Raw genomic sequence first — 19011 nt, forward strand, 5'->3', positions numbered from 1 at the left:
TGTGGGGTATACACCGACGGCCCTCCCAGCCCTGGTCGGCCCACGGGCTGACCCGCGGTATACCCGTACCAGGATGGCTCCACGTTGGTACGGTGGATTCGTTTGGGCAGCCACAAGGAGGAGCGGATATGCCGGAACCAGTGCTGGTCTCGATCGCCGCCGCGCTCGCTGGGAAGTCGGTGATGTCGCTCTACGACCTGGTGAAGAAGAAGTTCAGTGCGCGCGCTGAGGCCAAGGCTGCGTTGGAGGCCGCTGAGGGGACCGCGCCCGACTCCGCTGAGGTGAAGGCGTTGGCGGTTGAATTGGAGAGGGCGGCGGCAGGCGACCAGGTCTTCTCTGACGAGTTGCGTTCGCTGTGGGTGTCGACTCAGCAGCATGCTGACAATGGTGCGGTGAACAATCAGATTTCCGGGAATGTCAGCGGCAAGGTCGTGCAGGCCCGCGATATCGAAGGGAACGTGAGTTTCTGACCGCGATCTCCGAATGGGCCACGGTCGCGGTCGAACGCACGGTCCTCGCCATCATCCACAACGTCACGGCGGCGACGCGGCTGCTTGATGTTCTCGACCTGGTCGCCACTGACCTGCGGGTGGAGGTGCGCTACACGGTCATCGGGTCATCGGCGTTCACCGCCGGGACCCGCCGTTTCCTGACGGCCCGGGGAATCGAACCGCTGCCCTGGGGCGACATCAGGAATGGTCAATTCGATATCGCTGTCGCGGCCAGCCACGGCGGTCCACTCCAGGACATCGATATCCCACTGATCATTCTGCCGCACGGAATGGGATACAATAAGACACTCGCGCCCGGAAGCCCGGAAGCCCGGAAGCCCGGAAGCCCGGAAGCCCGGAAGCCGGTTTTCGGTTTGTCGCCCGAATGGCTTCTCGACCAAGGCGTGCCGATAGCCTCATCACTGGTCCTCTCGCACACTGAGCAGCGGGACCGATTGGCCCGCGCGTGTCCCGAAGCGGTGGACACGGCCGTGGTGGCAGGCGATCCCTGTTTCGACCGGATGATCGCCAGCACCCCACTGCGTCCGGCGTACCGACGCGCGCTCGGGGTCGCCGATGGCAGGCGGCTGGTTGTGGTCTCCTCGACTTGGGGCGGGCTGTCGTTGTTCGGCGCTCACCCCGATCTGATCGGGAAGATCGCCGCGCGGCTGCCAGTCGACGACTACCGCGTCGTGGTCGCCCTGCACCCCAACATCTGGCACTGGCACTCGCCGTGGCAAGTCGAGCGGTGGGGGCGGGTGTGGCGGCGCGCGGGGGTGACGCTGCTGCCGCCGGAGGAGGGCTGGCGCACGGCGCTGGTCGCGGCGGACGTGGTGATCGGGGACTACGGGTCGGTGTCGTTCTACGCCGCCGCGCTCGGCCGACCGACCCTCGTGGCGGCGGCACCAGCGGACGTCGTCGCACCGGACTCGGCCATCGGGCGCTTCCTCGATGCCGCACCGCGCTACGACCACGCCGCTGCGCCCGCCGAGCAGGTGAGCGCCGCGATCGACACCTACGATCCCCTTGACGAGCCGCTCGCCTCTGTCGCCGCGCTGGCCACGTCCGCGCCGGGTCACTCCGCCGCGTTGCTGCGCAAGGAGTTCTACCGCCTCCTCGGTCTGAGCGAGCCCGCCGACCCCGCCGACACACCTGCCCTTCCGCTGCCGACATGCCGCGTCGCGGAGGCAGGGGCGCACGCGGTGCGGGTCGACATCGAGGGCGGGGCGGCGACGGTCACCCGCTACCCGGCGACGATTCCCCTTCCCGCGGGCAGCCATCTCTGTGTCGACCTGCACGAGCCTTGGCGGCGAATGCTGGACCTGGCCGAAATCGTCGTGGTGCCCGACGGCAGGGACGCCGCTGAGACCCTCGCCTCGATGCCCGGCTGTCTCCTGGCGACCGGCCCACTCGACGCCGGGTCGTGGCTGATCGTGGACGCGGCAGGGGTCGAGTACCGCTGCCAAGGCGTCGACGGCAGGCTGGGCGCATCGGTCGTGCACGCCTATCTCGACGCGGGACTGAGCGTGCCGGACGAAGTGTCAGTGCGCATCGGCGGCCGGGTCGTCCGGGTCGAGTTCGCTTAGCGCGCCGCGGATTCGGCTGACCTCCGGGCGGAAGCCACACGACTCGGCGATGGCCAGCGCTTCCTGATATCGCACCCGAGCGAGATCGGACCGCCCGCGGGCGACCGCGATGTCGGCCGACGCCATCAGGCACAGCGTCTGGTCATAGAGCCTGCCGTGCGACCGCATCGCCGCCAGCGCACTGTCCACATGCGACTCGGCGGTGTCGTTGTCACCAAGCCGGAAGTCGGTGATGCCCTGCCAGAGTGTCACCTTGGCGGTGTTGACCGGTTCCGCCGCGAACGCCAGGAGGGCCTCGGCCAACAGTGCGCGGCCTTCATCGGGCGACACCGCTTTGGCCAGGTGCAATCGCGCCAGCGCCATTCGGCGATCATGGCCGATTCGGTGCGCCAGCACGAGATTGCGGCGCAACGCGTCCTCGGCGACGGCCGCACGGGACAGCGCCAGCGCCGCCAAGCCGATGGTTTCGAGCGCCGTGGCCTCCAGTTCCACCACGCCGGCCGAAGACGCCGACGCGAGAGCCGACTCGGCGACCGTGAGCGCCTCCTCCGGGTGGCCGCCCTGCAGCAGGCCGAACGCGCGCTGCACGTGGGTCAACGCTTCGAGGTCCGCGCGGCCGAGCTCCCGCGCCGCCACGGCCGCGTCCTCGTTGACCCGCACCTGCTCGTCGAGATACTTGCCGTGCTCGTGCAGCGGCCACAGAGCGACCGCCATCAGGCAGACGTCGAGGAAGCGCCCTTGGTCGAGCAGCACACCGTGCGCGGCGAGGACGTTCTCCCGCTCGACTTCCAGCCAGCGCATCGGCGATTCCGGTGCGCCGTCGACGTTTCCGGCGAATCGGCGCAGCCAGCCGCGGGCGGGCATCGCGGCCTCACCCGCCGCGAGGGTGACTTCGCGATAGTGCTCGAGCATCCGCGCGACGGCCTCAGCGTCCCCGTCCTCGGCAAGACCACGCGCGTGCAGCCGGGTCATGTCGTGCACGGCGAGCCGGTCGTCCTCGGTCTCACGGACGAGACCAGCCCTGAGGAGTTCGTCGACCGCGTCGTCCACATCGGACTCCGGCAGCCCGATCCCCAGCACCGTCACGGATACAGTGCCCACGCCTGGGTGCGAGCCCAACACCCGGTACGCGCGGCGGGCGGCCGGACCCAACCGGCCATAGGCGGTGTTGAACACCGCGGTCACCGAAAGATCGTCATGCCGCGACAGCGCGGCCAGCCTGCGCCGCTCGTCCGCCAGCTCCGCCACCAGACGGTCAAGCGACCGCTTTGGTCGCGCCGCGGCCAGCGCGCCGCACACACACAGCGCGATCGGCAGACCGGCGCAGGCCTTGATCAGTTCACGGACCGCGTCCGGCTCCGTGTCGAGGCGTGACCGCCCGATCAACCGGCCGAGCAGCTCGACCGCGGCGTCGTCCTCCAACGGCATCAGATCGATGTAGGCCACCGCGTCGCGCACGCCCAGCCCCGGCAGCCTGCCCGCGGCGGTCACCAGCACCACGGATGGCCCCGATCCCGGCGCGAGCAGCCGAACCTGGCGCGGCGTGATCGCCTTGTCGACCGACACGGACACCCGTTTGCCGGTCGACCAGCTCCGAAAACACGCCGATCGGCCTTCGGCGGTGTCCGGGATCTGCGCCGCGTCAAGCCCCGTGGCGAGCAGGAATTCCCGCAGTGCCGTGCTTTCCTGACCGTCGGCGTCGCCGGAGAGATCAGCGTGGAACTGTCCGTCCGGGTAGTGCTCGGACCGTCGCCGCAACCATTCGCGGGCGACCTCGCGCTTGCCCACTCCCGGCAGCCCGCAGAAGACCAGCACCCGCTGCCCGGCGTCCACGGCCTCGTCGGCCTCGCGCAACACCCGCACTTGATTGGTGAAATGCGTCGTCACCGGCGGAGTCTGCCGAGGGGCGGACACCGTTCTGCCGTGGAAGTGCACGCCGCCGTGGATGGCGCCTGCCTGCAGCACGGTCTCGGCGCTGCCGCTGAACTCGTTCTGGACGCTCACCGCGTCAGCGTACCGACCCGGCTACCGATAGTCACCGAGTTGCGATCACTTGGCAGGCAGACTTCCGGCGTAGCTGACACCCCGCTGGATCCAGCCGTCCAGGTCACCATCGTCGGCGAGGTGGTCCGGCTCGATCAGGACCCAGTTCTTCATCGGACGCCCACCCATCTCGGGTACCCGTGTGCCAGGTTCGGCCAAGGCTGCCGCGGAATCGTCGGGCGACATCCGCACGAGCAAGCCGTCGCCGAACACGCCGCAGGACATGTTGCCGTGGAAGAGGAAGACCAGGCAGCCGAACATCTTCTTCTCATTCATTCCCGGCATCTCGCCGATCAAATCCCGGGCCCTCGTGGCGAGCGCTTCGTCGTATGCCATTTGGGGCTCCTATCCGGGTTCGGCGGCGCTGAGCTTGTGAGGGTAGTCGATCTCCCAAGAAAGAATGTTATAGTCTGTGCTGTCTAGACATGGAGGTTGCGGTGGCTGAGCAAGCGCGCTGGCAGGTCCAAGAGGCGAAACAGCGTTTCAGTGAAGTGCTGCGCGCGGTCGAACGGGACGGACCGCAGACGATCACCAGGCACGGCGAGGATGTCGCGGTGCTGATCGACATCCGGGAATATCGCAGGCTCAGCGGTCGCGGGGGCGACTTCATCGAGCATCTGATGGCCTTTCCCAAGATCGGTGAAGGGCTGGGCGAAGCCGATGTCTTCGACGAGATCGAGGCCGAACGACGCAACGACATGCCCAGAGACACCGACTTCGAGATCGAACTCGGAATGACGGGCGGCACGGCCCGGTGACCTACCTGATCGACACGAACGTCTTGTCTGAGTGGCGGAAACCCGCCCCCGATCCGGGCGTCGTCGACTGGTTCGCGCGTGTCCACGTCGACGACCTGCACATCAGCGTGGTGACGATCGGCGAGATTCGACGTGGCATCAGCAAACTCCAAGGTCGTGCGGCACACCGACAAGCGGCGCTGTACGAGTCGTGGCTCGCGGCGACCAAGGAGAAATTCGGCGATCGCGTAGTCCCGATCGACACGGACATAGCGGAAGAGTGGGGCCACAGCGGCGCAATGCACACGACGCCGATGGCGGACGGGCTGATCGCGGCAACCGCGAAGGTGCGCGGCTGGACCGTGGTGACTCGCAACGTCAAGGACTTCGAGCCCACAGGCGTTCGGCTGCTCAACCCGTTCTCTGGGTGAGAGGCGAAACGCGATCATCGCGCGGCCCCGAACGGCACTCTGGCGAGGCATCAACGCTGTACATGTAGTACACCGCAGGGGTGATCCGGCAGGCCAATCGCCCGTTTGACATCACGAGCCTGCCCGAGCCCGCACCCAATCCGACCGGGTGGACGTCCGGCGACTGGCTCGACGACCTTCGGGGAGATCGCTGAATGCCCACCACGATCTACCTCGACACCTCAGCTGCGCGAAACTATTCATCGCCGAGACCGAGTCCACCGATCTGCGTAGCCGGCTGGGCACTCCCCCGACCCCCGCCTGGTGTTGTCGGCTCTCTCGCGAGTGGAATTGCTCCGGCTGCTTCGCCTGATCAATCCAACCTCCGCCACGATGGCCGCACGGTTTCCGGCCGACCAAGTCGACATCATCGAGATCACGCCATCCCTGCCCGATGACGCGGCCATGGTTCGGAACATCGCTCAAGTCACTGTGGCGGCGTGGCGTATTCGATGTAGAGGGGGCTGGCTATCACGTGGCGGACTGAGCCTGGGCCGACGAAGTTGGCGGTGATCCGGGCATACCCGGCCATCCAGGCGGCGGTCTCCGGATGCGTCCGGCCGTCGATGGTCCGCAGCAGCTCAGCCGTGGCACCCGGGAGGTGTTTGCCGGTGCTCCAGGCAGGCACCACCGAAGTCCCGTCGGAGGCGGGTGGCTGTGCGCGCAAGACGCCGAGGAGCAGACCGATCGTGGTCGCGGTGAACGCGCCCGCGCCGCTTCCGCTGTGGGGAGCGGGTTCCACGGCCTCGCCCGCGGGCGGAACGACCGTTCGAGGGCGGTCCTCGATCCGCAGGTGGGTGCCGGAACAGTGCAGGACCAGGCGGGTGCGACCGGCCTCCGGGTGACCCCCGGCCCGGTCGACGAAGAGCGTCATGCCGGGTACGGGTCCGCCGTCGAGGACCAGGTAGTTCAGTGGAGCCTCGAAGTGGACCCACTGGCCCGCCGCCGCACCTGGGTCGGTGTACCAGCGGGCGGTGCGCTCGATGTGGCCGATGACCCTGGCCAGCTGCTTGAGCTTGCTCCGCTCGACTTCCGGTGTCGGCTCGACGCCGATTTCCAAGACCGGCGTCTTGATGTTCACCTTCGGCCGCGGCCACATCGACCGCAGGGCCGGTAGGAACTGCTCCAGCTTGCGGTCCGACAGGTATACGAGTTCGCGCAACACTCCTCCTCACCGTGTCGATCACGCTACTCTCAGTCGACCCCGGGAGGCTTGTGTGACCCCTGATGGACCGACCGACGCGGTGCCGACACAGCCACGCTGGGCTGAGATCGCCGCGCACCGGCCGTTGGGGGCCGACGACCCGCGCGAGGTCGGGGGATACCGGTTGCGGGCCTGTCTCGGCGAGGGCGGGATGGGCCGGGTGTACCTGTCCAACACCCCTGGCGGGCGGCCGATCGCGCTCAAGGTCATTCGGGCCGAGTACGCTGCCGACCCGGCCTTCCGGCGGCGGTTCGAGCAGGAGGTGGCCACGGCGCAACGGGTGCAGGGGCTGTACACGGCTCCGGTGATCGACGCGAATCCGCATTCGGAGCAGCCGTGGTTAGCCACCGCCTACGTTGCCGGGCCGTCGTTGCAGCAGGCGGTCGGCGTCTACGGTCCACTTCCGGCGGAAAGCGTGCTCATCCTGGTCGCGGGGGTCGCCGAGGCTCTGCAGTCCATCCATGCCGCCAATGTCGTGCACCGGGATCTGAAGCCCTCCAACGTGATCCTCGCCGCCGACGGACCCCGCGTGATCGACTTCGGCATCGCCCGCGCGGTGGACACGACGTCGGTCACGCAGGCGGGCGTCCGGGTCGGGACACCCGCGTTCATGGCCCCGGAACAGGTTCGTGGCCAACCGGTCACGCCCGCGCTCGACATCTTCGCCCTGGGCTCGCTCGCCGTGTACGCGGCGACAGGTGAACTTCCGTTCGGCGGCGGGCTCGATCCCGCTGTGCCGTACCGGATCCGCGAAGAGGAACCCGATCTGGCCAGGTGCCCGGCACAGCTGCGGGAGCTGGTGACTCGGTGCCTGGCCAAGGATCCCCGGCAGCGCCCGTCGCCGGTCCAGGTGATCGAGATGTGCAGGCAGGCCTCCACCGGCACGCTGCTGCACATGGGTGAAGGCTGGTTGCCGCCCGCGGTCGCGGCCGCGGTGAGCCGGATCGCGGTGACGCCGGTCCCGCCGGTTCCGCGGCCGCCCAAGCGTTCGCGCCGCCGAATCGCCGTGGCGGTCGGGGTGCTGCTGGTCGCGATCGGATCGGGCGTCGGCGTCGCCGCGATCGCCGGCGCCTTCGACGCGAAGACACCGGAGAAGACGGCGGGGCAGTCCACGCCGGGCAACTCGTCGACAGGCGGCGGGAGCAAGACCAACAGCAGCGAGCCGGAACTCCTCACGCAGGTCGACGCTGTGGACTTGGCGCTCGGCAATGGCGTCAACCTGGCTGAACCCACCACCATGGTCCGCTGGCGGGCGTCCGACATAGCCCACATCTATGACAAGGGGATCTTCTTCAGCAACTCTGAAGTGGTGCTGTTGGACGACGGCCAGGCAGGCGATCACCACACCTGCACCACGGACACCCGCTACGCCCTCGTCCCCAAGTTCGAGGACGTCGCCGTGGGCACCAAGTTCTGCGTCCTGACCACCCAGCGAGTCGCGCTGGTCGAGGTCAGGAAGGCACCCGACCCGAACCAGACCAGCCAGTACTACCAGCTCGCGATCACCATCTGGCGCGCCTAGGTCCGACCGTGGGTAGGGTCGGCGCATGTGCCTGACGTGCGTGCTGCCGCTGATGGTGTCCGGCCCCGCGCCGGTGTTTCCCACGACCGCGCCCGACCCGGGCTGGCTCGGGAAAGAGCCGCCCGCCGGGTCGATCACCTGGACGGGCTGTGCCGGGTTCATCCTCGAAGTCGCCGGTGAGCGGATCTGCTTCGACCCGTACGCCAGCAACCCCGGCCTGCGCGACACCCTGTTCCGCCCGGCGCGCCCCGATCACGCGCTGGTCGAGCGAACGTTCGGGCAGGTGTCCGGGATCTTCGTCGGGCACACCCACTTCGACCACGCCATGGACGTCGCCCCGCTGGCCAAGGCCAACCCCGGATGCGTGGTGCACGGAAGCGTGACGACGACGGAGATCTGCCGCAGGCAGGGCCTCCCCGACGGACAGCTCCATCCGATCGAGGACGGGACACGAGTCACCATCGGCCCGTTCACCGTGGAGGCCATCGCCTCGCGACACGGGACGGTGCCGATCGCGAGCCGGATCGACGTGATCGAGCTGCGCGGCGAGGGGATGCCGAAGACGGTGTTCCGGTGGCCGCGCGGGCAGGTGTTCGCCTACCGGGTCGAGGTCGGCGGGCTGTCGCTGCACCTGCAGACCAGCGCCGGGATCGAGGACGCCCCACTCGCCCGCCAGGAACCGGTGGACGTGCTGATCGCCTGCCTGGCGGCCCGGCAGGGCACCGAGGGGTACTTCCGGCGGCTGGGCGAACGCTTGCGCCCCAAGGTCATCATCCCGTGCCACCACGACAACTTCTTCCGCCCGCTGAGCGAGCCGCCGCGGCCGGTGCCGCGCCTGGACTGGCCGGGGTTCCTCGACGACGCCGCCCAACTGGCCGACGCCTACGGGACGCGGCTGGTCCAGCTGCCCCGGGGCGTCGCCGTCGCGTTCTGACTCACTTCGGCGGCAGCGAGCAGGCGTACTCGACCCCGACGTCGACCCAGCGGCGTAAGTCCTCGTCCTCGGCGTGGGCTTCGGGGTCGACCAGCACCCAGCCCTTCATCGGCCCTGCCGGTGAAGTCGAAGACCCGCACGCCCGGCTCGGCGAGCGCGGCCTGGGCGTCCTCCGGGTCGAGCCGGACGATCAGGGCCTCGCCGAGGACGCCGACGGACATGTTGCCCTGGAACAAGAACGCCAGGCCACCGAACATACCGCGAACTCGACGAGCGGGCCAACCGGCTCGCGCACCACCTGCGGGACAGGGGAATCAGCGCGGAGAGCAAAGTGGGTCTGTGCCTGGAATTCCGGGCGGACTGGGTGGTCGCCGCGCTCGCCGTGCTCAAGGCGGGCGGCGCCTACGTGCCGCTCGACCCGGCCTACCCCGCGTCGCGCCTGGACTTCATGTGCGCCGACAGCGGCGTCGAGATCGTGCTGGCGCACGAGAGTCTGCGTGACCGGGTCACCGGCCCGGTGATCACGCTCGACGGCGACCTGACCGGGCCGACCACGCGCCTGGACACCGCGGCGCACGCCGACAACCTCGCGTACGTCATGTACACGTCCGGCTCGACCGGCCGCCCGAAGGGCGTCGCCGTCACCCACCGCAACATCGTGCGGCTCGTCCGCGGCACCGACTATGTCCACTTCGGACCGGACGACGCCGTGGCGCAGGTGTCGAACCTGTCGTTCGACGCGGCCACCTTCGAGCTGTGGGGCCCGCTGTGCGCGAGGGCACGGATCGTCGGCGTGCCGAAGGACGACCTGCTTTCGGCACCGGCGCTGGGCAAGACGCTGCGGGACAACGGGAGCACCATCATGTTCCTGACCACGACGCTGGCCAGGCAGCTCGCGGCGCAGGCCCCGGAGACGTTCGCCTGCCTGCGGCTGCTGCTTGTCGGCGACGAGCAGGCCGACGCGACCATGGTCGACCGGCTGGTGCGGCTCGACGGGCCGCGGGTGCGCAATATCTACGGGCCGACGGAGACGACCACGTTCGCCCTGTCCTGGCCGGCGCTTGTCGAGGACGCCGAGGTCGTGCCGATCGGCAGGCCGATCGCGAACAGCACCGCCTACGTCCTCGACGACCACCTGGAACCGGTCGCGCCCGGCCTGGTCGGCGAGATCTTCCTCGGCGGCGACGGCGTGGCCCGCGGGTACGTGGGGCGGGCCGACCTCACCGCGGAGCGCTTCGTGCCCGACCCGTTCGGCGCTGCGGGGTCTCGGCTGTACCGCACCGGGGACCTGGGCCGGTACCGGGCCGACGGCCTGATCGAGTGCCTCGGGCGGATCGACCGGCAGGTCAAGATCCGCGGCTTCCGGATCGAGCCGGGCGAGGTCGAGGACTGCCTGCGGGAGACCGGGCAGGCCAAGCAGGTCACTGTCCAAGTGCGACAGACCGACGACGGCGACGCCATGCTGGTGGGCTATGTGGTGCCCGCCGACCTGACCGCGTCGATGGCCGACCTGCGCGCGGAACTGCGGCGGCGGCTGCCCGAGTACCTCGTCCCCGCCACCCTGATCGCGATGGAAGCCTTGCCGGTCAACGCGAACGGCAAACTCGACGTCGGCGCGCTGCCGGACCCGATGGCCCAGGCGGCAACGCCGAGTGCCGAACCGACCAGCGAGGCCGAGCGGGTCGTGCGCGCCATCTGGCGGGAGGTGCTGGGCAACCCGGACATCGGCGTGCACGACGACTTCTTCGTCCTCGGCGGCCACTCGATCAAGGCGGGCCAGGTCGTGACCCGCATCCGCGCCGAACTCCGGGTTCCCGTGTCACCGCGGCTGCTGTTCGACAACCCCACGGTGGCGTCCCTGGCCGCCGCCCTCCCCCAACCCGTCTCGCACTGAGGAGGAAGAGTCCAATGGATTACAAGGTCGTCGTCAACGACGAGGAGCAGTACTCGATCTGGCCCGCGGCCAAGGAGAACGCGGCGGGCTGGCACGACGAAGGCACCCGAGGCAGCAAGGAGATGTGCCTCGCCCACATCCAGGAGGTGTGGACCGACCTGCGCCCGCGCAGCCTGCGGGAGCGCATGGCCCGGTGACTCAGCACGCGGACTTGGCGGCCAACACCCGCTCCAGTGCCTCGGTGACACGGCCCTCAGCGAGCTCGCCACCGCGCAGGGCCGCTTCGAGCCGATCCAGCACCTCGGCCAGGCGGGCGCCGGAGGACCAGAACGGTATGTCGGCACCCGCCTGGACGGCGAGCAGCACAGCCTCCGGCAGGTCGTAGCGGTCCGAGACGGCGCGCATGCCGCCGAGGTCGTCGGTGACCGTGAGGCCGCCGAAGTGGAGGTCGTCGCGCAGCAGTCGGTAGGCGGCCGCGTGCAGGGAAGCGGGGACGCCGTCGGTGAGGCCAGGGACGTCGAGGTGGCCGAACATGACCGCCACCGGCCCGGCCTTGGGCAACTCGCGGTACGGGTGCAGGTCGCCGCCCAGGTCGGCCAGCGCCGGTGTGCGCACGGCCGTCTTGTGGGAGTCGCCCGAGCCGCGGCCGTGGCCGGGGAAGTGCTTGAGGACGGGCAGCATCCCGCCGTCACGCAGTCCGTCGGCGAACGCGCCCGCATAGCGGGTGGCCGTGGCCGGGTCGTCGCTGAAGGACCGATCGCCGATCACCGTCGGGCCCGGCGCGGCACTGATGTCGACCACGGGGGCGAAGTCGAGGGTGATTCCCCTGGCGCGCATCCGGCCCGCCCGGTCCCGGGCCAAGCCCCGGACCTGCCCCTCGGTCATCGTCCGCGCCATATCCCGGGCGCTCGGCAGGTCGCCGTCGAGGCGGTCGAGGCGCTGGACCCGGCCGCCCTCGTCGTCCACGGCGACTGTCAGCGGCAGCACGGCCGCCGAGGTCACCTCGGCCAGTCGCCCGTCGACCAGCATCTCGGTGGCCTCACCACCGAGGAAGATCCCCCCGACCTGTGCGTCGCGCACCACCGCGAGCGCCTGACCCGGACCGGACGGGTCCACCCCGACGATCAGCAGCTGCGCGAGCCGCGCCCGGGGCGCCATCGCCGCGATCCGCCACAGGCACGGCCTCGGGTTCGCCCCGACCGGGACGAACCCGGTGGCAGTCGACACCTGGGCGACGGGGGTGCCCGACACCAGACCCGGTCCGGGCAGGACCGTGGCGACGATCCCGCCGAGGGCGATCGCCACCAGGATCCGGCGCACACCGCGCCTGCCCAGCCCGATTGAAGCCACCCGGCATTGTCACCCCGCCCCGCCCCCTCACACCAGCGCGGTCACCCGCGAGGTGAAAGGATCGGCAGGCAGGCACACCCTCCAGAGGAGCTCACGTTGGACGAGGACGACGAGGACGACGACCTGGAAGTCCCCGCCGAGGTGCACACCGTGTGCCAGTACTGCGGCGGCGGCGGCATGGTCGCCGACCCGAAACTCGCGATGATCGGCGGCAGTCCCCGCAACGTGGACAACGGTCGCCCGTGCCCGCACTGCGAGACCGTGGGCCACTTCCCGGGAATCATCCCGCCGGTCTGACCTCGCGGGCTCGTTTGACCCCTGGACTCGTGGGTTGACTCCAGCACCGCCCATCGCCGGAGGTCACGGCGTCGCTGCCAAGGCGCGGGAAACAGCGCTCGTACCGGGTTGTACTTGGCTGTTCCCGCAGATGCCGTAGCGGCGACTGTGGTGACTCGGCGGGCATGTCGAGACCCGGTCAACGTTCCTGGACAGCCACTGGGTATTCCAGGGCAACGACGATCAATCCCAGCCTGGAACCCCAACGATCTGCCGATGCGACGATCGCCGGCCACGCACTCGCGGGATCTCCTGGGGAACGCGGATCAACCCACACCGATCCCGCACCCCGTCTCCACACTCGCGCGCCACGATCAGTGCCATGCCTTTCACGCTCGCTCATCCCGCGGCGGTTCTCCCACTGATGCGCTATGGCACACCGTCGGCAATGGTCGCAGGCGCACTGGCCCCCGATGTGCCCTATTTCCTGGCGCTGCGGCCGGTCAACGGCGACTTCACCCATTCCCTGACCGGAATGGCACTGACCCTGCCCATCGCTTTCGCCCTGCTCGCCTTGTGGCACACGACAATAGAGCCTGCCGTCGCGGCGCTATCGCCGCGCCGGTTTATCCCGCGCCCGCCGAAACCGAGCGTCACCCTTGTCGGGTCGGCGGCGTTCGGCATTCTCACCCACCTGGTCTGGGACGACTTCACCCACGGACACGGCTATTTCGTTGAGCGCATCCCCTTGCTCCGGCTGCATATCTGGCCGGATATGCCGATCTTCTTCTTCCTCCAGGTGGCCTGCAGCATCGTGGGCCTCTCAGTGATCACCATGACACTCGCAGCGAAATACCGCGCGGCTCCCCGAAAAGCGCCGGAGAAAGGGATCGCCTGGGTCCTCTCGGCATCGGCGACCACCGCCGCCTGCGCCGCGATCATCGGCATGGCCGAGGTCGATGAGGCGGTCAGGTTCGAGGTCGGCGTCGTCCGCGCCTCCGTCGGCGCCACCAGTGGACTCGTCGCCGCCCTGGTCGTCTATGGCTTCACACGCCGCAAACCCTTCCGCCGGGCGGACGCCGCCCCTTAGCGTGGGCGCATGGAGTTGGAGCTGCGCCATTTCCGGATCATCTGTGCGATCGCCGACGCCGGAAGCATCACCAAGGCCGCCGCCGCGCTGGGACTCGCCCAGCCCGCGCTGACCGCCCAACTCCACCGCGTCGAACGTGCCCTGGGCGGCGCGCTGTTCGAACGGGACCGGCGCGGCGCCCGGGTCACACCACTGGGTGAGCTGGTCCTCGCGAGGGCCAGGCTGCTGCTGCCCGCCGTGTCGGACCTGCGCGAGGAAGCCGCCCGGTTCGCCAGCGCGGGCACCATGGGCGACACCCCGACCCGGCTGCGGCTCGCCTCGGCGAACGGGCCGGTGCTCGGCGCCCTCGTGCACCAGGTGAGCGCGACCTACCCGGACCTGCTGGTCACCACCCACGCGTCGTGGTCATCGGAGGAGCTGGCCGGGATGGTCGCCGAAGGCCGCATCGACTACACGCTGGTCGGTGTGTGCGGTGACGCGCCGCCGCCGTCGCGGCCCGGCCTGCTGTGGCGGACCCTGGCGACCGACCCGGTCTTCGTGATGCTGGCCGAGGACCACCCGCTCGCCGACCGGAGCGTCGTCGACCTGGGCGACCTCGCGGGCACCCACTGGGGCGCCACCCCCGGCGACGGCTGCTTCGGCGACTGCTTCGCCGCCGCGTGCGCCCGCGCCGGTTTCACACCGAAGACCCTCTACGAGACCGACACGGCCAGCTGCGTCGACCTGGTCGAGTCCGGTGACGCGGTCGTTCTCTGCCAGCCGACGTTCCGCCGGACACCCGGCATCGTCACGCGGCCTATCGCGGGCAACCCGCTGCGGTGGCGCAGCCTCATCGGCTGGCACCCGGAAGGGACCGCGGTCGCGTTCGCCGATCAGGTGGTGAAACTCGCGGGCGCCGCTTATCTGGATGTGGTCGCCCGCAGCCAGCAGTACACCGAATTCCTTCGATCCCATCCGACTTTCGGTGTCGAACGGGTTTAGTCCGCCCCAATTTCGGGTAAAGGCGCGCGGGCTATTCGGCGTGGTACGGAAGTGACGATTCCGCCGAGCGGACCTGGTTGCGACCGCCGTGCTTGGCCTCGTAGACGGCCGCGTCGGCGGAGCGCAGGAGCTCGTCGAGATCGGAGGTGGCGCCCGGCCCGGACGCGATGCCGATCGACGCCGTGCGGTGGGAGATGAGCACCGGCTGGCCGCGCTTGTCGGTGGCCGCGACGTGCATCTCGGCCACACCCATGCGCACGCGCTCGGCCACCCGCACGGCCTGCTCGGCGTCGGTGTCGGGCAGCATCAGGACGAATTCCTCGCCGCCGAAGCGGCCCACGACGTCGCCCTGACGGGTCGTCTCCCGCAGCACCGCGCCGACCGCGCGCAGCACGGCGTCGCCCGCCGGGTGTCCCCACGTGTCGTTGACCTGCTTGAAGTGGTCCAGGTCGATCACCGCGACGGACAGCATCGAGTGCTGGCGGCGGGCCCGGGCGAACTCCCGGACGGTCTGCTCGTGCCAGCCGCGGCTGTTGAGCAGCTGGGTCTTGTGGTCGGTGCGGGCGTCGCCCTTGAGGTTCTCGATCTGCAGGGCGCCCCAGTCGAGGACGGCCAGCAGCGGCACCACGAACAGCGGCGCCAGCCAGGCGTGGGCGACCGCGAGGGCCGCCATCGAGCCAAGGCACACGGTCATGGCGGCCATCGCGTTGTCGCGGCCCGAGCCGATGACCGACAGCCAGGTCGGCTGCGGGGTCGACAGAGCGATGACCCCACCGATCGCGATAGCGTTCACGACGAAGAAGGCAAGCCCGGCACCCGCCAGCACCAGGACCTCATGAGCACCGAACGCGCTGGCCACGTCGATGCCCGAAAAGCGGACGATGGCCAGTTCGGAGAGGGCGGCGACCAGCACGGCCAAGGTGCCGAAGGTGTACCGGTAGAGCGGCCGACGAGCGACCGGATAGAGCTGTGCGCGAAGCAGCAGCAGGGAGATGATCGCCATCCACGCCGGCAGCAGCACCATCGCGGGCAGCACCCAGACGGTGGTCGTGTCGAAGTGGGGGCCGGTGCCGCTGTCACGGCGGGTCTCCTCGGTTCGCCGGGAGATCCACAAATGCAGCGCGGTCGCGCCGACCAGGGACGCCAATACCCGCCAGTCCATCGCGGTGGCCGGCGCGTCGGTGATAACCAGTGCGACGGCGGCGATCACCGCCAGCGTTTCGAACGCCAGGATGTACCGCAGGACGGGCCGCGCAAGTGTCCAAAGCCCCCATCGTCGCGGCGATAGCAACGAATGGAGGGAAGGGTGTTCACTGCGCAGCGATTCCGTCACACTTAGGCGTGAACGGAACAATCGCAGGATCCGGCCACGATGGACCGTACGGGTCGACCCGGCTTTTCCGTCTTCCGGGCGATTACCGTCGCGAGGAGGTGTGGCCGGTGTTGCGTGATCTCCGCCGTTCCCACTCGTTAGACCCGACGAATCTGCGGAAGGAGTCTCAGATGTCCGTCCGCGACTGGTAGTTCCTGCCGTCCCCGACATCCCCGCCGTGCCTACGACTGGAGCCTCAGATGTGTGTTCGCGACTGGTGACCCCCACCACCGACACCCCCGACCCATCGACAACAGGAGCCTCAGATGACCGTCCGCGACTGGTGACAACCGCCGCCTCCGACCTCCCCGACTCACCCACGACAGGAGCCTCAGATGACCGTCCGCGACTGGTAGCCGCCACTGATTCCAACACCCCCGACTCACTGACAGGAGCCCCAAGTGACCGTCCGCGACTGGTGACCCCCACCACCGACACCCCCGACCCATCCACGACAGGAGCCTCAGATGACCGTCCGCGACTGGTGAACCCCGCGACCACCGACTCATCGACGACTGGAGCCTCAAGTGACCGTCCGCGACTGGTGACGACCCCCGCTTCCGAACTTCCCGCATCCCCCGTGATTGGAGCCTCAGATGACCGTCCGCGACTGGTGACAACCGCCGCCTCCGACCTCCCCGACTCACCCACGACAGGAGCCTCAGATGACCGTCCGCGACTGGTGACCCCCACCACCGACTCCCCCGACCCGACCACGACAGGAGCCTCAGATGACCGTCCGCGACTGGTGACCCCCACCACCGACTCCCCCGACCCGACCACGACTGGAGCGTCGGATGTCCGTTCGCGACTGGTGAACCCCACGACCCCCGACTCATCGACGACTGGAGCCTCAAGTGACCGTCCGCGACTGGTGACGACCCCCGCTTCCGAACTTCCCGCATCCCCCGTGATTGGAGCCTCAGATGTCCGTTCGCGACTGGTGACCCCCACCACCGTCTCCCCCGACCCGTCGATAACAGGAGCCCCAGATGTGTGTCCGTGACTGGTGACCCACGAGCGCGCGCCGTCAGCGCCCGGCACCTGCCCCGCCGTCGACTCGACGGAAGGTGGCGTCCGCCCGTTCCCGCGATCAGTGGATCCCAACAGTGCGCCCTCCCTTCCGCTCGCTGTTCATCCTCCGGATTCCGCAGGACTTCGGCCTTACCGAGAAGCGTATGCCTTCCGACCGACACAGTGTTCTGTTCGGCCGACCCATCGCCCGTAACATCGTCTACCTGCGGATCGGCGTATCACCCGCCCCCGATCACGGGACGCCACTCGCGGACTCCACGGTACGGCTAACGCCGACAGTAGTGAGTCCGCTACAGCAAGCAGCGCCCGAATGGAGCAAACGCACAAGCCGAGCGGGGTCGACCTCTCACGCATAAGACGGTGTTTCGCCTCGTCTGTGACGCCGCGCAACCTTGTTGATCACTCTTTCGTACTATCGCGCCCCGCTTGCCTCCTGTGACGCAGTTCACCCAACTTTGCGCCCGCCTATCGAGCGCGTGGGCCATTCAGCGGGGGTGCGGCCGGAAACCGACGGACAGCGCTCCGCCGGACGGACGCATCCTCCGATTTCGGGGCTTGGACTCTACCAATGGCATCCGTGGCCGCCCGCTGGTGCCGGTACTCTGAGCGACGCAGCGGTAACCGAGTGACAAGATCGCGCCAGACCCCACCGCGCCACACACCTGGTGCTGGAGGAGTGCCATCGGCCCGTGCGGGTAGACCCCACACGGACAGGGAGAAGACATGAGCCGACAGGGACCGAGCATGTTCGCGCCCCTCGCGAACCGGGAGTTCCGCGCGCTCTGGCTGGCCGAAGGTCTCTCCGTCGCCGGTGACCAGCTCACCCGTGTGGCGCTCGCGATCCTCGTCTACGACCGCACCGGCAACGCGATGTACGCGGCGGGCATCTACGCCCTGACGTTCCTTCCCGCGCTCGCGGGCGGCCTCGGACTCTCCCACCTCGCCGACCGCTACCGCCGACGCACCCTGATGGTGTGGTGCTCGGCCGGGCAGGCGGTGCTGGTCGGTCTCATGGCGATCCCGAACATGCCGCTGGTCGCGCTCTTCGTGCTGGTCATCGGCGTCCCACTCTTACAGTCCCCCGCGGTGGCGGCCCAGAACGCCACGACGCGGGAGATCCTGCCCGACGACGACCTCTACTTCCGCAGCCAGGACCTGCGCGGCATCACCACGAACACCACCATGCTCGTCGGCCTCGGCGGCGGCGGCCTGCTGGTCGGGTGGCTCGGCACGTCGACCGCGCTGGCCATCGACGCCGCCACCTTCGTCTTGGCGACGCTGCTGGTTCACCGCTACGTGCAGGACCGCCCGCCCGCCAGCACCGAGAAGACCAGTTGGCTCGACGGCGCGCGCTGGGTGTTCGGCGACCGCAAGGTGCGCATCCTGGTGACGCTGTCCTGGCTGGTCGGGCTCGCCGTGATCCCGGAGGGCCTCGCGGCGCCGCTGGCGAAGGAGATCGGAGCCCCGTCGGGTGCTGTGGGACTGCTGCTGGCGGCGGATCCACTCGGGTTCATCGTCGGCACGTTCGTGATCTCCCACTTCATTCCCGCCGCGCTCCGCGCCCGCATCATCGGTGTGCTCGCGACCTCGGCGCTGGGTGTGCTGACCCTGTTCATCCTGAAGCCGACCCTGATCCTCGCGCTGGTGCTGCTGTTCGTCGCGGGCGTCGTCGGCGCGTACCAGGTGACGGTCATGGGCATCTTCAACACGCTCGTCCCCAACGAGATCCGTGGCGGCGCGTTCGGCGCGGCGCGCACCGGGCTGCGGGTCGCGCAGGCCCTGGGCATCGCGGCGGGCGGCGCCGTGGCGCAAGGCATCGGCTCCTCGGCCACCACCATCGCGATCGCCGGAGCCCTCGGCGTGCTGATCGCGGTCCCCGCGACCGTCGCCTGGTCCCACGCGCGCCGCGAGGGCGACGACACGGCCGCGGACCCCGCCGCGGCGCCGAAACTTCCCACCCCGAAGCGCGAATCACCGGCGAAACAGGCGAGCTAGCGCGGCACTGAGCACACCGGTCTGACACTTC

At 69.3% G+C, this 19011-nt stretch carries 17 protein-coding genes and 1 pseudogene; 12 read left to right on the forward strand and 6 right to left on the reverse strand.

Translation table 11 applies throughout. The features are described 5' to 3' along the window. Positions 1-128 precede the first annotated feature (128 nt). Positions 129-470, forward strand: a complete 342-nt coding sequence (locus tag ACUZ2Y_RS12845; RefSeq protein ID WP_476330370.1) for a hypothetical protein — start codon at positions 129-131, stop codon at positions 468-470. A gap of 500 nt (positions 471-970) precedes the next feature. Continuing rightward, positions 971-2077 carry a hypothetical protein gene (locus ACUZ2Y_RS12850; protein ID WP_476330372.1) on the forward strand — a complete coding sequence of 369 codons (1107 nt, stop codon included), beginning with the start codon at positions 971-973 and terminating at the stop codon, positions 2075-2077. On the opposite strand, the gene ACUZ2Y_RS12855 is transcribed toward ACUZ2Y_RS12850, so the two are convergent. Then, entirely contained in the window at positions 2033-4081 is a 2049-nt protein-coding gene (locus tag ACUZ2Y_RS12855; protein WP_476330375.1) for a hypothetical protein, read from the reverse strand. The two genes, ACUZ2Y_RS12850 and ACUZ2Y_RS12855, sit on opposite strands and share 45 nt — an antisense overlap. A 45-nt stretch (positions 4082-4126) precedes the next feature. Next, positions 4127-4456 carry a TfoX/Sxy family protein gene (locus ACUZ2Y_RS12860; RefSeq protein ID WP_476330377.1) on the reverse strand — a complete coding sequence of 110 codons (330 nt, stop codon included), beginning with the start codon at positions 4454-4456 and terminating at the stop codon, positions 4127-4129. A gap of 101 nt (positions 4457-4557) precedes the next feature. On the opposite strand from ACUZ2Y_RS12860, the gene ACUZ2Y_RS12865 reads away from it, so the two are divergent. Continuing rightward, positions 4558-4878, forward strand: a complete 321-nt coding sequence (locus ACUZ2Y_RS12865; protein WP_476330380.1) for a type II toxin-antitoxin system Phd/YefM family antitoxin — start codon at positions 4558-4560, stop codon at positions 4876-4878. Continuing rightward, complete coding sequence (locus tag ACUZ2Y_RS12870) at positions 4875-5288, forward strand: PIN domain-containing protein (RefSeq protein ID WP_476330383.1); 414 nt, start codon at positions 4875-4877, stop codon at positions 5286-5288. Before ACUZ2Y_RS12865 ends, ACUZ2Y_RS12870 begins: the two co-directional genes overlap by 4 nt. Before the next feature lie 466 nt (positions 5289-5754). Here ACUZ2Y_RS12870 and ACUZ2Y_RS12875 read toward each other — a convergent pair whose 3' ends face one another. Beyond that, entirely contained in the window at positions 5755-6489 is a 735-nt protein-coding gene (locus ACUZ2Y_RS12875; protein ID WP_476330386.1) for an SAVMC3_10250 family protein, read from the reverse strand. Positions 6490-6544: 55 nt separating this feature from the next. Here ACUZ2Y_RS12875 and ACUZ2Y_RS12880 point away from each other — a divergent pair, with 55 nt between their 5' ends. Together ACUZ2Y_RS12880 and ACUZ2Y_RS12885 are read left to right on the forward strand one after the other, a co-directional pair. Then, the gene (locus tag ACUZ2Y_RS12880; protein ID WP_476330389.1) at positions 6545-8053 is read left to right on the forward strand and encodes a serine/threonine-protein kinase; all 1509 of its coding nucleotides are present in this window, start codon (positions 6545-6547) and stop codon (positions 8051-8053) included. A 25-nt stretch (positions 8054-8078) separates the two neighbouring features. Then, the gene (locus ACUZ2Y_RS12885) at positions 8079-8987 is read left to right on the forward strand and encodes an MBL fold metallo-hydrolase (protein WP_476330392.1); all 909 of its coding nucleotides are present in this window, start codon (positions 8079-8081) and stop codon (positions 8985-8987) included. A 179-nt stretch (positions 8988-9166) separates the two neighbouring features. Here ACUZ2Y_RS12885 and ACUZ2Y_RS12890 read toward each other — a convergent pair. Then, positions 9167-9244, reverse strand: a pseudogene (locus ACUZ2Y_RS12890) (TfoX/Sxy family protein); the annotation flags it as partial. A 41-nt stretch (positions 9245-9285) separates the two neighbouring features. On the opposite strand from ACUZ2Y_RS12890, the gene ACUZ2Y_RS12895 reads away from it, so the two are divergent. Together ACUZ2Y_RS12895 and ACUZ2Y_RS12900 are read left to right on the forward strand one after the other, a co-directional pair. After that, complete coding sequence (locus ACUZ2Y_RS12895; protein WP_476331761.1) at positions 9286-10881, forward strand: amino acid adenylation domain-containing protein; 1596 nt, start codon at positions 9286-9288, stop codon at positions 10879-10881. Between the two features lie 14 nt (positions 10882-10895). Continuing rightward, the gene (locus ACUZ2Y_RS12900) at positions 10896-11078 is read left to right on the forward strand and encodes an MbtH family protein (protein WP_476330395.1); all 183 of its coding nucleotides are present in this window, start codon (positions 10896-10898) and stop codon (positions 11076-11078) included. Position 11079: 1 nt separating this feature from the next. Here ACUZ2Y_RS12900 and ACUZ2Y_RS12905 read toward each other — a convergent pair whose 3' ends face one another. Then, a complete protein-coding gene (locus ACUZ2Y_RS12905) occupies positions 11080-12231 on the reverse strand; it encodes a glycoside hydrolase family 3 N-terminal domain-containing protein (protein ID WP_476330397.1) in 1152 nt (383 codons plus the stop codon). 96 nt (positions 12232-12327) lie between these two features. Between ACUZ2Y_RS12905 and ACUZ2Y_RS12910 the strand changes: the two genes are divergently transcribed. The 3 genes from ACUZ2Y_RS12910 to ACUZ2Y_RS12920 all read left to right on the forward strand — a co-directional run bounded on the left by ACUZ2Y_RS12910 (position 12328) and on the right by ACUZ2Y_RS12920 (position 14578). Then, positions 12328-12528: a hypothetical protein gene (locus tag ACUZ2Y_RS12910; RefSeq protein ID WP_091383092.1), complete on the forward strand. Its 201-nt coding sequence runs from the start codon at positions 12328-12330 to the stop codon at positions 12526-12528. 361 nt (positions 12529-12889) lie between these two features. After that, positions 12890-13597: a DUF4184 family protein gene (locus tag ACUZ2Y_RS12915; RefSeq protein ID WP_476330400.1), complete on the forward strand. Its 708-nt coding sequence runs from the start codon at positions 12890-12892 to the stop codon at positions 13595-13597. A gap of 9 nt (positions 13598-13606) precedes the next feature. Continuing rightward, positions 13607-14578: a LysR family transcriptional regulator gene (locus ACUZ2Y_RS12920; RefSeq protein ID WP_476330403.1), complete on the forward strand. Its 972-nt coding sequence runs from the start codon at positions 13607-13609 to the stop codon at positions 14576-14578. A 31-nt stretch (positions 14579-14609) separates the two neighbouring features. On the opposite strand, the gene ACUZ2Y_RS12925 is transcribed toward ACUZ2Y_RS12920, so the two are convergent. After that, positions 14610-15788: a GGDEF domain-containing protein gene (locus ACUZ2Y_RS12925; protein WP_476330405.1), complete on the reverse strand. Its 1179-nt coding sequence runs from the start codon at positions 15786-15788 to the stop codon at positions 14610-14612. A 1920-nt stretch (positions 15789-17708) separates the two neighbouring features. Between ACUZ2Y_RS12925 and ACUZ2Y_RS12930 the strand changes: the two genes are divergently transcribed. Next, positions 17709-18980 (forward strand): MFS transporter, encoded by a 1272-nt coding sequence (locus ACUZ2Y_RS12930; protein WP_476330407.1) that lies wholly within the window; start codon positions 17709-17711, stop codon positions 18978-18980. Positions 18981-19011 lie beyond the last annotated feature (31 nt).

Source organism: Actinokineospora sp. UV203, from assembly GCF_056323665.1.